General features: G+C 33.1%; 16 protein-coding genes and 1 tRNA gene. 11 read left to right on the top strand and 6 right to left on the bottom strand.

Going from position 1 to position 13,466, the window contains the following annotated elements; translation table 11 throughout:
- Positions 1 to 10: 10 nt before the first annotated feature.
- Positions 11 to 679, bottom strand: coding sequence for a GTP cyclohydrolase I FolE (gene folE / locus V7P59_RS08090; protein WP_333809654.1), 669 nt, complete (start codon positions 677 to 679; stop codon positions 11 to 13).
- 15 nt (positions 680 to 694) lie between these two features.
- Positions 695 to 1,222, bottom strand: coding sequence for a peptide-methionine (S)-S-oxide reductase MsrA (gene msrA / locus V7P59_RS08085; protein ID WP_333809767.1), 528 nt, complete (start codon positions 1,220 to 1,222; stop codon positions 695 to 697).
- 280 nt (positions 1,223 to 1,502) lie between these two features.
- Between msrA and V7P59_RS08080 the strand changes: the two genes are divergently transcribed.
- A complete protein-coding gene (locus tag V7P59_RS08080; RefSeq protein ID WP_333809653.1) occupies positions 1,503 to 2,168 on the top strand; it encodes an ABC transporter ATP-binding protein in 666 nt (221 codons plus the stop codon).
- Between the two features lies 1 nt (position 2,169).
- Positions 2,170 to 2,928, top strand: coding sequence for a TIGR02757 family protein (locus V7P59_RS08075; RefSeq protein WP_333809652.1), 759 nt, complete (start codon positions 2,170 to 2,172; stop codon positions 2,926 to 2,928).
- A gap of 31 nt (positions 2,929 to 2,959) precedes the next feature.
- Here the strand turns inward: V7P59_RS08075 and V7P59_RS08070 are convergent.
- Positions 2,960 to 3,033, bottom strand: a tRNA-Ala gene (locus V7P59_RS08070).
- 91 nt (positions 3,034 to 3,124) lie between these two features.
- Here V7P59_RS08070 and V7P59_RS08065 point away from each other — a divergent pair.
- The 7 genes from V7P59_RS08065 (at position 3,125) to V7P59_RS08035 (ending at position 7,225) form a co-directional block, all read left to right on the top strand.
- Positions 3,125 to 3,697, top strand: coding sequence for a pentapeptide repeat-containing protein (locus V7P59_RS08065; RefSeq protein ID WP_333809651.1), 573 nt, complete (start codon positions 3,125 to 3,127; stop codon positions 3,695 to 3,697).
- Positions 3,698 to 3,740: 43 nt separating this feature from the next.
- The gene (locus V7P59_RS08060; protein ID WP_333809650.1) at positions 3,741 to 4,406 is read left to right on the top strand and encodes a hypothetical protein; all 666 of its coding nucleotides are present in this window, start codon (positions 3,741 to 3,743) and stop codon (positions 4,404 to 4,406) included.
- 185 nt (positions 4,407 to 4,591) lie between these two features.
- The gene (locus tag V7P59_RS08055) at positions 4,592 to 5,146 is read left to right on the top strand and encodes a DUF2975 domain-containing protein (RefSeq protein ID WP_111565456.1); all 555 of its coding nucleotides are present in this window, start codon (positions 4,592 to 4,594) and stop codon (positions 5,144 to 5,146) included.
- A gap of 3 nt (positions 5,147 to 5,149) precedes the next feature.
- Positions 5,150 to 5,356, top strand: coding sequence for a helix-turn-helix domain-containing protein (locus V7P59_RS08050; protein WP_111565455.1), 207 nt, complete (start codon positions 5,150 to 5,152; stop codon positions 5,354 to 5,356).
- Between the two features lie 87 nt (positions 5,357 to 5,443).
- Positions 5,444 to 5,758, top strand: a complete 315-nt coding sequence (locus tag V7P59_RS08045) for an HPF/RaiA family ribosome-associated protein (protein WP_194096025.1) — start codon at positions 5,444 to 5,446, stop codon at positions 5,756 to 5,758.
- A gap of 267 nt (positions 5,759 to 6,025) precedes the next feature.
- Complete coding sequence (locus V7P59_RS08040; RefSeq protein ID WP_333809649.1) at positions 6,026 to 6,553, top strand: hypothetical protein; 528 nt, start codon at positions 6,026 to 6,028, stop codon at positions 6,551 to 6,553.
- 102 nt (positions 6,554 to 6,655) lie between these two features.
- Positions 6,656 to 7,225: a hypothetical protein gene (locus V7P59_RS08035; RefSeq protein WP_333809648.1), complete on the top strand. Its 570-nt coding sequence runs from the start codon at positions 6,656 to 6,658 to the stop codon at positions 7,223 to 7,225.
- 94 nt (positions 7,226 to 7,319) lie between these two features.
- Here V7P59_RS08035 and V7P59_RS08030 read toward each other — a convergent pair whose 3' ends face one another.
- The gene (locus V7P59_RS08030) at positions 7,320 to 9,950 is read right to left on the bottom strand and encodes a valine--tRNA ligase (RefSeq protein WP_333809766.1); all 2,631 of its coding nucleotides are present in this window, start codon (positions 9,948 to 9,950) and stop codon (positions 7,320 to 7,322) included.
- Between the two features lie 197 nt (positions 9,951 to 10,147).
- Here V7P59_RS08030 and V7P59_RS08025 point away from each other — a divergent pair, with 197 nt between their 5' ends.
- The gene (locus V7P59_RS08025; RefSeq protein ID WP_442902416.1) at positions 10,148 to 10,573 is read left to right on the top strand and encodes a DUF1573 domain-containing protein; all 426 of its coding nucleotides are present in this window, start codon (positions 10,148 to 10,150) and stop codon (positions 10,571 to 10,573) included.
- 30 nt (positions 10,574 to 10,603) lie between these two features.
- On the opposite strand, the gene V7P59_RS08020 is transcribed toward V7P59_RS08025, so the two are convergent.
- The gene (locus V7P59_RS08020; RefSeq protein WP_333809646.1) at positions 10,604 to 11,926 is read right to left on the bottom strand and encodes a PDZ domain-containing protein; all 1,323 of its coding nucleotides are present in this window, start codon (positions 11,924 to 11,926) and stop codon (positions 10,604 to 10,606) included.
- Positions 11,927 to 12,054: 128 nt separating this feature from the next.
- Here V7P59_RS08020 and V7P59_RS08015 point away from each other — a divergent pair, with 128 nt between their 5' ends.
- Complete coding sequence (locus tag V7P59_RS08015; protein ID WP_333809645.1) at positions 12,055 to 13,248, top strand: pyridoxal phosphate-dependent aminotransferase; 1,194 nt, start codon at positions 12,055 to 12,057, stop codon at positions 13,246 to 13,248.
- 102 nt (positions 13,249 to 13,350) lie between these two features.
- Here the strand turns inward: V7P59_RS08015 and V7P59_RS08010 are convergent.
- A partial coding sequence (locus V7P59_RS08010) for a T9SS type B sorting domain-containing protein (RefSeq protein ID WP_333809765.1) occupies positions 13,351 to 13,466 on the bottom strand: 116 nt, incomplete at its 5' end.

Raw genomic sequence — 13,466 nt, 5'->3', positions numbered from 1 at the left:
CTTTTGAAACCTATTCTTTATGAATCATTTTGTAAAAATCGTCACGATATTCTTTCTGATTAAAAACACCTCCATATTGTAAAGTTGAAGTATAACTGCTTTCATCTTTAATACCACGACTTGATACGCATAAATGTGTTGCTTCCATCACCACGATTACGTTATCTGTTTCTAACACCGATTTTAATTCGTTGAAAATTTGCATAATCATTCGTTCTTGCACTTGTGGGCGTTTTGCGTAATAATCAACAATACGATTAAGTTTTGATAAACCAATTACTTTCCCTGAAGAAACGTAACCAATGTGCGCTTTCCCAACTATCGGTAAAAAGTGATGCTCGCAAGTAGAATTGAAACTGATGTTCGCCTCTACCAACATTTTATCATACTGATATGAATTATCAAAAACCGAAATCTTTGGTTTATTCGCTGGATTTAATCCCGAAAAAATCTCTTGCACAAACATTTTGGCCACACGATGCGGGGTTCCTTGCAAACTATCATCAGTTAAATCCAAACCTAATTCTTTCATGATAATTTCAAAATGGTGCTCAATAACTTCCATTTTTTCAGCATCTGATTTATAAAAAGCATCAGGTCGTAACGGCGTTTCAACAGATGTCATTTGGTGATTATCACCGATAATGTCGAATATTTCTTTTTCAATAGTAGTGTTCATAGCAATTTTTCCCTTCTATTTTAATTTCGATTTATAATATTTGCGCAATTTTTCTAATTTCGGTGCAATCACCATTTGACAGTAGCCTTGACTTGAATTTTGATTATAGTAATTTTGATGATATTCTTCTGCAGGATAAAATTCGGTAGCCGAAGAAACTTTAGTAACAATTTTTTTATCGTACAGCTTTTCTTTTTCTAAGAATTGAATATAATTTTCCGCTTTTGTTTTTTGAGCATCTGTATGATAGAAAATCTCGCTTCTGTATTGTGTTCCGACATCAGCACCTTGACGATTTAATGTAGTAGGATCGTGAGTACCAAAGAAAACTTCTAATAAATCTTCATATGCGACTTCATTAGGATTAAATGTTATCTGAATAGCTTCAGCATGACCTGTTTCGCCAGTACAAATATCTTTATATGTTGGGTTTTTAGTCTTGCCACCAATATATCCCGAAACTACTTTCTCTACTCCTTTTATCTCAAGGAAAACCGCTTCTGTACACCAAAAACAGCCTCCTGCAAATGTTGCAATTTCCATACCTTTTTCTACTTTTACTTTAACAGGTTCTTTAAATTCTTCTTTAACGATGGGTTTTTCTTTAGCTGTACACGAACTAAAAACTAAACCCAAAAACAATATCAACCCTTTTAAACTATTTTTCATCTATTTTATTTGGTTATTTTGTTTAACAAATTTACGTAAAAATTAAACATAAATAGTATTTTAACTAAACTTTATTATTTGAGATACGTGAATAGATGTGTAATAGTTTTTTTATTAGTCAAAAATCTTTGTTTCTTTGTAGAAATGTTCGTTTATGATTACAGCTAAAAATCTACATAAATATTATGATTCGCTTCATGTTTTAAAAGGAGTGGATTTGCACATCAAAAAAGGAGAAATCGTTTCTATTGTGGGTGCTTCGGGCGCAGGAAAAACGACTTTACTTCAAATTTTAGGAACATTAGATTTACCGGCAAAACAAAACGATACCATTTTAGAAATCAATGGCTCTTCTGTTTTAAATCTAAAAGACAAAGAACTTTCTAAATTTCGAAACCGACATTTGGGATTTATTTTTCAATTTCACCAATTATTACCAGAATTCACTGCATTAGAAAACGTTTGTATTCCTGGATTTATTGCTAATCGCGATAAAAAAGAAGTAGAAATCGAAGCTAAAAAACTACTTTCCTATTTAGGTTTGGCCGAAAGAATACATCACAAACCCAGCGAACTTTCAGGTGGAGAGCAACAACGTGTTGCTGTTGCTAGAGCTTTAATCAACAAACCTGCTGTTATTTTTGCCGATGAACCATCCGGGAATTTAGATACGCATACCGCAGAAAACTTACACGAATTGTTCTTCAAATTACGTGATGAATTTGGGCAAACGTTCGTAATTGTTACTCATAACGAAGAATTAGCCAACATGGCAGATAGAAAATTAACGATGGTAGATGGGAATATAGTAAGCTCATAAAATGACACAATCCGAGTTAAAAGAATTTCTAGACAAAAAAGTCGAGTTGTACAACAATCCTAATTTCATTGAAAGCGATCCAATTCAAATTCCGCATTTGTATTCATTAAAAGAAGATATTGAAATTGCGGGATTTTTAGCCGCTACTATCGCTTGGGGAAATCGCAAAATGATTATCAACAACGCCAAGAAAATGATGGATCTCATGGGAAATTCGCCATACGATTTTGTCATGAATCATTCGGAATCACAATTGGAAGCGTTAGAAAACTTCGTTCATCGTACTTTCAACGGACAAGATTTTGTGGGATTTATAAAAGGTTTGCAACACATTTATCAAAATCATAACGGATTTGAAGCGGTTTTTTCCAAACAAAATCCAACGATGCAACATACAATTTCCGAATTCAAGCAATTGTTTTTTGGGATTCCGCATTTAACTCGTACCGAAAAACACATTTCAGACCCGTTGAATGGTTCCGCTGCGAAACGTATTAATATGTATTTGCGTTGGATGGTTCGAAAAGACAATAAAGGAGTCGATTTAGGGATTTGGAACAGCATCGCTCCTGCTCTACTTTCTTGTCCATTGGATGTACATTCAGGAAATGTGGCTCGAAAATTAGAATTGCTAACACGCAAACAAAACGATGCTAAAGCTTTAGCGGAACTGGACGAAAATCTAAGAAAACTCGACCCAAACGATCCTGTAAAATACGATTTTGCCTTATTTGGATTGGGCGTTTTTGAAGGATTTTAAAACAAAAAATCCTGCTGAAACAGGATTCTTGTGGAGAATACCGGATTCGAACCGGTCGCCTCTACGCTGCCAGCGTAGCGCTCTAGCCAAATGAGCTAATCCCCCATTTTATTTCACGAATATAGTGTTTTTATATTTCAATTTCTTTTTTGAATCAAAAGAAATTAAAGTAGTTTTACATTTCTAAAATAAAAACATGCACGCAGATTACATTGTTGACCAAAATTTTTCTGACATCACCTTTTCAGAAAACGATATAAAATACAAAGAATACGAAAATTGTACGTTTACGAATTGCGATTTCACTTCGTGCTTCTTTGTTGCTGTTGCTTTTATCGATTGTAATTTCTTCGATTGCAATTTTAAAGGCACCAAAATCAATCATGTTTCGTTACGTGATGTTTGGTTTACGAAATGTGATTTTACTTCGGTGAACTTTGCCATGACCGACCAAATTTTATATGAATTTCACTTCAAAGACAGTTTGCTGGATTACGCACAATTCTACAGTTTAAAACTCAAGAAAATGCAATTTATCAATTGTAGTATGATTGCCGTTGATTTTATGGAAAGTGACTTATCCGAAGCGCTATTCGACAACTGCAATTTACGTCATGCTGTTTTCATTGGAACCACCGCCAACAAAACCGATTTTTCCACCAGTTATGATTTCATCATCGACCCTGAGAAAAACAAATTAAAACGCGCCATTTTTTCGACTGAAAATGTAGCTGGCCTATTAAAAAAATATGATTTGATAATAAAATGACTACAAAAAATATTATATTTGGTAGATAACTAAAACTAACTTTATGACAAGAGAAGAACACATAGCTGTTTGTAAACTTTGCACCAATCGTAAAATGGACATTGAGCAAGGCATTCTTTGTAAGATTACAGATGAAAAAGCTAATTTTATTGGAGAATGTAAAGACTTTACAAAAGACGAATCCGTTCAGGTTAACCAAATTATTGAAACTGCTGAACCCGTTACAGCACAAAACATCCAATTGAGCGATAAAGCACTAGAAATCTTAAGAACAGAACAAAATTTAGGTCTTGGAATTGGAACTAGTTTTCTTGTTGGACTTTTAGGAGCTGCACTTTGGGCTGTAGTTACTGTTGCTACTGAATACCAAATAGGCTACATGGCTTTGGCTATTGGAGCCGGTGTTGGTTATACAATGCGCTATTTTGGAAAAGGTATAGATCAAATCTTCGGTATTTCTGGAGCTATAATAGCTGTTTTAAGTTGTTTTATCGGAAACTTCCTTTCTTTAGTTGGTTTTGTTGCCAATGCAGAAGGCTTAGGTTATATCGAAACTTTAGTGGCTATTGATTATTCATTGATTCCAACAGCTATGCAAGAATCTTTTAGTGTTATGGATATTTTATTCTACGGAATTGCTGGATATGAAGGTTACAAATTTGCTTTTAGAGTATTTACAAATGAAGATTTAAGTAAATTAGAAAATTAAAATCAGCATACTTTAATTTTAAAAATTAATACTATGAATCCCGAGTTAACGCTCGGGATTTTTTTATTGTAATACCTAACAAATACTGACATTAAAATAAAATTTATCAAAAAAAATTAAATATTTATTGTTTTTCAATAAATTTTTATTGACATTTGCATCGTTAACTTTTAATATTTACTCTTATGGAAATTAAAATTAGTGCACAACAGATGCTAAATGTATTGTATGTATTGGCTTGGATTATCTTTATTGGACTTGGTATTGATGCCGGTGGATTTCTTGTAAACACCTTTTTTACCTTGTTCATTAATCCGATAGGTTCATCGTATTTTTGGAACCATATCGATTTATCTTCGTTATATCAATTTAACCAAAGTCATTTTGTGACGTTAACTTCGTTAATGAGTATCGTAGCGGTTTTAAAAGCCATACTGTTTTATTTGATTATCAAAATCATTCACGATAAAAAACTTAATTTGGCCCAACCTTTTAATAAAGATGTCAATCGTTTTATTTTTAGCGTGGCGTATTTAACGTTAGGAATTGCGTTTTTTGCTATTTGGGGAACTAATTTTTCTGAGAAAATGGTGCAACAAGGCGTTTCTATTCCGTCGATTCAGCATTTAAAAATTGCGGGTGGTGATGTTTGGTTGTTTATGGGAATTACGCTTTTGGTGATTGCTCAAATTTTCAAACGCGGTATCGAACTTCAGGAAGAAAACGAATTAACAGTGTAAATTATGGCAATAGTAGTAAACTTAGATGTGATGATGGCGAAACGCAAAATGTCGCTCAACGAACTTTCGGAAAAGGTGGATATTACGTTGGCTAATTTATCTATTTTAAAAACCGGAAAGGCAAAAGCCATACGTTTCAGTACGCTGGAAGCCATTTGCAAAGTGTTGGATTGTCAGCCGGGCGATATTTTAGAATATACGCAAGATTAATTTATAGCTTTTTTAACTTTTAGGAAGTTGGAAAATGGAGCGAATATTCGTAACTTTAGAATATTATTAATTATAATCCTTATAACTATGTTAGTTCAAATTCACACCGACAAAAACATTGAAGGCGGAAGCCGTTTTTCAGAATTCTTTAGTAACGAAATTAAAAATGAATTAGCAAGATTTGACGAAATCGTAACCCGAATTGAAGTACACGTCTCTGACGAAAATGGAAATAAATCCACTCCAAACGACAAAAAATGTGTTATTGAAGCCCGAGTAGAAAAAAAACAACCCATAGCTGTTACCGCAACAGCCGATAGCCCAGAAAAAGCCTTTTATGAAGCTTTAGAAAAAATGCAACGTGTTTTAGATACGACTTTAGATAAAATTAAAGAACATTAAAAATAAGGAATCCCGAGTTTAGACTCGGGATTTTTTTTGTTTATGAAATGGTGATTGATGTCTTTAGACGTTTTATGATTTGTAAGAATTTTTTATTATTTTTGAGGAATAAAATATATGAAACTTTCGCCTATCTTGTAAAGATGGCAAGATACTAGTCTGATAGTTTCGCATATATATAAGTTGTATGAAACCTTAGATAAACGAAACGTAAAAATAATACTACATTAATATAAAATGTTTATCTTTGAAAAAAACAATACAACAATGAGAAATTTGATTTTACTTTTTATCACCACTTTCTTTTTAAGTTGTTGCAACGACGACGACAAACCTGTTGCAGAAATAGACAAGCTACCACAAGCTACTCAAACTGGAGCTAATACAGTAGGTTGTTTATTGAATGGAAAAGCTTTCCTGCCAGGAAATCAACCAAATTCTACTAATTGCTTTTATCAATTGGTTGATGGCGAATATTATTTTGTGATGGCTTTTGACAATAGAGATGCTAATAATAATTTGATTGGATTAGGTATAGGTACTCAAAAATTACAAATACAACAAGGTAGTATTTATAATTTATTTGAGCTTTCTGACAATAATGCATATGGAGGATTTGTTTTTGGAACATTAAATTCTTACACAACGCAAACCTATACAGGTGAATTTACAATAACAAAATTAGATGAAGTAAATCACATAGTTTCCGGGACATTTTGGTTTGATGTTTTAGATACTTTTGGAGTGGTTCATCAAATTAGAGAAGGTCGTTTCGATATGCAATACACAAATTAATAACTTTTAACACAACTATATATTATGAACAAATTACTCTTTCTCGGCAAAGGGTTGCTATTTCTTTGTCTATTTTCAACCCATTTTTTTCAGGCACAAACAGTGAACACTTCTTATGCCACACAAATCAACAGTACGTTTGCAAACCTTGACAAAACCAAAATTCCACACAAACTTTTGGTGGATTATGCCATGGAATTTGAAGAATTATCTGCTTACAACGGCACATTAACAAACGGGAATATAGTAAATGCTGGAAATTATAAAGGCATTTACAACACCTTACTTATGTCAAGAGTACAATCAAATGTTGCAGGGTTAGTTAATCCAACTACATTTAAAACCAATTGGAACAATCTACGTCAAGCCAATAAAATTGTACTAAGCGGTTTGTACTACAAATACAACGAATTTAAACCCGATGCTCCTAACAACACAATTACCATAACAAATGGTAAACTTTACGACAAATATGTAAATGGCGTTTGGCAAAATCCATATAACGAAAAGCAAGTTTTTGCTGTCTCTGCTCCAATTGTTAAATACAATAGCTTAACTATGCAAGTACAGTTACCAAATTCATTATGGTACACTAATCAAAGTAGTAGTTTGCAAAGTTTAGCCATAGATTTCAACGATGGTTTAGGATATCAAACTATTTCCCCCCGCTAGCGCGAGGGTCACGCTCGTGAACACAAAAAACAAAAAAATCCCGAGCTCAAACTCGGGATTCATTATTTTAAAACCTGTCCGGTTTGGATAAAATTTATTTCAAACTCGCTAAACTTTGTTCTAAAGTCGCAATTTTTGCTAAAGCGTCGGCTTCTTTTTTGCGTTCGTTGGCAATTACTTGTTCGGGTGCTCCGGCTACGAATTTTTCGTTAGACAATTTCCCTTGAACTGAGCGTAAGAACCCTTTGATGTAGTTTAACTCTTCGGTTAATTTTGCAATTTCTGCTTCTACATCGATGTTTCCTGTAATTGGAATAAAATATTCATTCGATTTCACACGGTACGATAACGCACCATCTACTTTATCTGAAACATATTCCAAAGTAGTAACATTTCCTAACTTTTGAATCACTGAATCAAAATATGTTGACGCTTTTTCGTTGTTCACCACTTTTAATTCCATCGCATCTTTAAACGGAATGTTTTTGTCTTTACGAATCGTTCTAATTCCAGAAATAACTTCTGTAGCGAAATCAAAATCAGCAATTAATTTTGCATCAAACGCTTTCGCTTTTGGCCATTCTGAAACGATTAACGCTTGCTCTGGCGTTCTTTCGGTAATGTGTTGCCAAATTTCCTCTGTTAAAAACGGCATGAACGGATGTAACAATTTCAAGTTCGCTTCTAACATTTCAATTGCTTTTTCAAACGTTTTGCGGTCGATGGGTTGTTGGTAACCTGGTTTGATCATTTCTAAGAACCATGAACAAAAATCGTCCCAAACCAATTTGTAAATCGCCATTAAAGCGTCTGATAAACGGTATTTATCAAAATTATCTTCGATTTCGGCTAAGGTTTGTTGCAACTTCGCTTCGTACCATTCAATCGCAACTTTTGAAGCTTCTGGTTGTGCAATATCCGCTACTTCCCAACCTTTGATTAGTTTGAAAGCATTCCAAATTTTATTAGAGAAACCTTTACCTTGGTTGCATAATTCTTCGTCGAATAAAATGTCATTTCCTGCCGAAGCGCTCAATAACAATCCCACACGAACGCCATCAGCACCAAACTTTTCAATCAGTCCAAGTGGTTCCGGCGAATTCCCTAAAGATTTCGACATTTTACGACCTTGTTTATCACGAACTAATCCGGTCAAATATACGTTTGAAAATGGTTTTTCGCCTGCATATTCGTAACCAGCAATAATCATACGCGCTACCCAGAAAAATAAAATATCGGGTCCCGTAACTAAATCATTGGTAGGATAATAATATTTAAAATCTTCACTTTCTGGATTTAAAACACCACCGAAAACCGCCATTGGCCATAACCATGAAGAGAACCAAGTGTCAAGTGCGTCAGCATCCTGACGTAAGTCAGCAGTTGTCAGTGTTGAGTTAGCAGTTTTTTCTTTTGCAAGCTCAAGCGCTTTTTCGATGTTTTCTGCTACTACGAAATCTTCTTTTCCGTCACCAAAATAGTACGCCGGAATTTGCTGTCCCCACCACAATTGACGTGAAATATTCCAATCGCGAATGTTGTTTAACCAATGCGCGTAGGTATTGTTAAAACGACTTGGATATAATTTGATTTCGTCTGATTCTAAAACGGCTTTGATTGCCGGTTTTACTAAATCTTCCATTTTTAAGAACCATTGGTCAGATAATCTTGGTTCGATTACCGCTTTCGTTCTTTCAGAAGTTCCTACTTTATTCAAATGCGTTTCGGTTTTAGCTAAGGCTCCAATCGATTCTAATTCTTTAGCAATTTCTTCACGAACTACAAATCTATCTTTTCCTTGGTAATGCAATCCATATGAATTCAAAGACGCATCTTCGTTGAAAATATCGATAATTTCTAGATTGTGTTTATCACCTAAAACTTTATCGTTGGTATCATGAGCAGGTGTAACTTTTAAACATCCTGTACCGAATTCTACATCTACATATTCGTCTTCGATGATAGGAATAACTCTACCACAAATTGGAATAATAGCCTTTTTGCCTTTTAAATGCGAAAAACGCTCATCATTTGGATTGATACAAATAGCAGTATCACCAAAAATAGTTTCAGGACGCGTTGTAGCAACAGTTAAGAAATCTTCTGAACCTTCGATTTTATATTTGATGAAGTATAATTTTCCTTGTCGTTCTTCAAAGATTACTTCTTCGTCAGATAAAGTCGTTTTTGCTTCTGGATCCCAGTTTACCATTCGGTAACCGCGATAAATCAAACCTTTGTTGTATAAATCTACAAATGAATGAATTACCGATGCTGACATATCGTCATCCATCGTAAACTTCGTACGACTCCAATCGCAAGAACAACCCAATTGTTTTAATTGCTCTAAAATGGTTCCACCGTATTTTTCGGTCCAATCCCAAGCGTGTTTAAGGAATTCTTCACGAGTTAAATCGTTTTTATTGATACCTTCTTCTTTTAACTTGGCTACTACTTTCGCTTCGGTTGCGATAGAAGCATGGTCGGTACCCGGCACCCAACAAGCGTTGAACCCTTTTAAACGCGCACGACGAATTAATACATCTTGAATAGTGTTATTCAACATGTGTCCCATGTGTAAGACTCCCGTTACGTTTGGTGGCGGAATTACAATGGTGTATGGCGTTCTGTGGTCGGGTTTGGATGTAAAATAATCGTTTTTCATCCAGTAGTCATACCACTTTTGTTCTACTTCTTTAGCGTTGAATTGTGCAGGAATCATTATACTGTTTTCTTGTTTAATTGTTGAATCGTTGAACGGCTTGACTGTTCGTTTTAACATTCCAAAACTTAATTTGGTATGTTTTTTGTATTACTAACTGCAAAAGTAACTATATAACGAAAATAAAAAAAATGTTAGGAGTAGTTTGTTGGTTGCTTATATTTAATTAATTTTACAACAACCTATTAATTTATAAGATGATGAAAAAATTATTTGTTTATTTAACCCTACTAATAGGAATTTCATCTTTTGCTCAATCGGGTGCTAAGATTGAATTTAAAGAGGAAACCATTAACTATGGTGAGGTTGAAAAAGGAAAAGATGATGGAATTCGAGTTTTTGAATTCACGAATACTGGTGATCAGCCCTTGATTATCAAAAACGCAAAATCGAGTTGTGGTTGTACGGTTCCAGAGTGGCCTAAAGAACCAATACCACCAGGTGGGAAAAGCCAAATTAAAGTGCAATACAATATGAATCCGGGTCCAATTAGCAAAACAATTACCATTGAGACTAATGCAATTAATAAGGAAAATGGTATGATTCCGTTACGAATTAAAGGAACGGTGATTGTGAAAGAAGAAGTTAGCCCGCTAGTAAAAAAGAAAACATTTCCAAATTCATAAATAGAAAGTCCCAACTGAGTTGGGACTTTTTTATAGGATTTTTTCGAGTTGGAATTTTACTGTAAATTGTTTTCCTCCTCGTTCAATTGTCATTGTAATCCATTTCCCATCTTCAGATTGAAATAAATCGGTAATACTTTGAATGGTCAGCTGATGAGCCATTTTGTTATTTATTTTAATAATTTTATCTCCTATTTGTAATCCTGCTTTGTCTCCTGGTGAATTTTTACGAATTGCATAAATACTGAATACTGGCTTTAATTCATACTTTTGAGCATAGCGTAAATCGTTATTATCAAATACAAATTCATTCAAATTTACTTGATTATTTTTTAAATCTATCCTTACCGATTCTTTTATCAATTGTGAACCAGAATGTTGTACTTCAATTCCAGACATATTATATTCAAAAGGCAATGATGATAGATTATTTTTTTTACAATAAAACACTTTATTTTCATAATCTAAAAACCAATTGAAACGTTTTAAAACATCTCCACCTAAAGATCCATTGCGATCTTTTTGTATTGTAATTTGATTGAATGAAATATTATCAGGATAGGAAACCAACGCTTCTTTTAAAGATAGACCAGGAAGATTAATTTTTTTAATTCTTGATCTTTTACCATTTATTTCACCTGATAGTCCCACACCCAAAATATCATTAAAAAAATATTTATCTGATTTAAGGGTATCATTTTCAAAAAGCCACAATCCATCTCCTAAACCAGTATCAAAGAGTAACTTATATCGTTTCTCTTCTTCATTAATTGTTATAGGAATTTTGACATATGGCTTTCTTTCATTAAAGTCTATTAATATGGGTTCATATCTTTTAATTCTGGAATCGTTAAATTGAATTTTCTTTTTGTGAAGAATTATTTTTTTGTTCCTATAATCAATTTCTGTAAGACTAGACTCAAAAAAACTACTGCCTAAAATTCCATTTATTGGTAAACCTAATTTATTAACAATACTTATGTCTTGATTTGGTAAAAGTAATATTTCAAAATTTACATCTTCATATTCTTTTATTATGAGCTTATTCATTTTAGATAAATAAGCTTCAATCATTTCTCCACTTCCTACACCTTTAATTTTAATTTTATCAGCTTCATGCAAAACCAAAGAATCTTTCTCTGGAAAACTAAACAAAATACTATTCTCAGCTCCAGTATCTGCGATCATTTTTAAAGGAATACCATTAAAATTCACATCAACAATAATAAGATTGTGCGTTAATTCAAAAGGGATTTTAATTTTATCTTTTTTGGAGTTCCAAATGAAATTATTCTGCGACTGAAGAGTAGCAATAATAAATATGAAAAATAATATTAGGGATTTTTTTCTCATAAACAATTTAATTACCTAAATGTAAGAAATTATAACATCACATTTACATTTTTAACATTTTTTAAGGGCAGATATTATCGATATCACAAAAAAAAATCGCAATTTTGCGCATCTTTAAACAATATGTCATGCCAAAAGTTTCCATTAAAGGGCAACAAATGCCAGAATCTCCAATTAGAAAATTGGTTCCATATGCAGAAATTGCTAAGAAAAAAGGTCATAAAGTTTATCATTTAAACATTGGACAACCAGATATCAAAACACCTGAAGTTGCTTTACAAGCAGTTAAAAACGCTGACATTAGTGTATTGGAATACAGTCATTCTGCAGGTTTTGAAAGTTACAGAAACAAATTATCTCAATATTACAAAAATCATGGTTTACCAATAGATACGCAAGATATCATCATTACAACGGGTGGTTCTGAAGCCTTACTTTTTGCTATGGGAAGCACTATGGATGCTGGAGATGAAATTATTATTCCTGAACCTTTTTATGCGAATTATAATGGATTTTCAACTGCTTCAGGAGTACATGTTGTTCCTGTTATTTCTGGAATTGAAACTGGATTTGCTTTACCTCCAATTGAAGCTTTTGAAAAATTAATTACTCCAAAAACTAAAGCAATTTTAATTTGCAATCCAGGTAACCCAACAGGTTATTTATATTCTCAAGAAGAAATTTTAAAATTAGCGGAAATTGTAAAAAAATACGATTTATTTTTAATTGCTGATGAAGTTTACCGTGAGTTTATTTATGACGGAGACAAACATTTTTCAGTTATGAATGTTCCTGGATTAGAAGAACATGCTGTTATGATTGATTCGGTTTCTAAACGTTACAGTATGTGTGGAGCTCGTATTGGTTGTATTGTTTCAAAAAACAAAGAAGTAATGGCAACCGCAATGAAATTTGCCCAAGCACGTTTAAGTCCACCAACTTACGCTCAGATTGCAAGTGAAGCTGCTTTAGAAACCCCTCAAAGTTATTTTGATGATGTAATATCCGAATATAAAGATCGTAGAGACACTTTAATTACTGAATTAAATAAAATTGAAGGTATTACAGTTGCTACTCCTAAAGGTGCGTTCTACTGTATTGCTAAATTACCGATTGACAATGCTGATAAATTTGCGCAATGGTTGCTAGAATCTTATGACTTAAATGGCGAAACTGTAATGGTTGCTCCTGCTGCTGGATTTTACTCAACACTAAATGTTGGTTTAGATGAAGTACGAATCGCGTATGTTTTAAAGAAAGATGATTTAATAAAATCTGTTCAAATTTTAAAAGAAGCTTTAGCAGAATATAATAAATTATAAATATTTATAAAAGGGAGTTTATATTGAACTCTTTTTTATAATCTTAATCATAAAAAAAGGCGAAACATAAAGTTTCGCCTTTTTAATTACTTCAATTTTAAACTATCTTTTTAAAGAGAAATGCGCTTTAAATTGCTTTTTAGCTCCATTTTCTAAATAATCTACAGTAAACCAATAGTCGGTAGAAGGTAGTGGTTCTTGGTTGTATGTACCATCCC

This window comes from Flavobacterium sp. (assembly GCF_036782315.1).
Classification (GTDB): domain Bacteria; phylum Bacteroidota; class Bacteroidia; order Flavobacteriales; family Flavobacteriaceae; genus Flavobacterium.
This window is presented reverse-complemented; position numbering and strand designations above follow the sequence as displayed.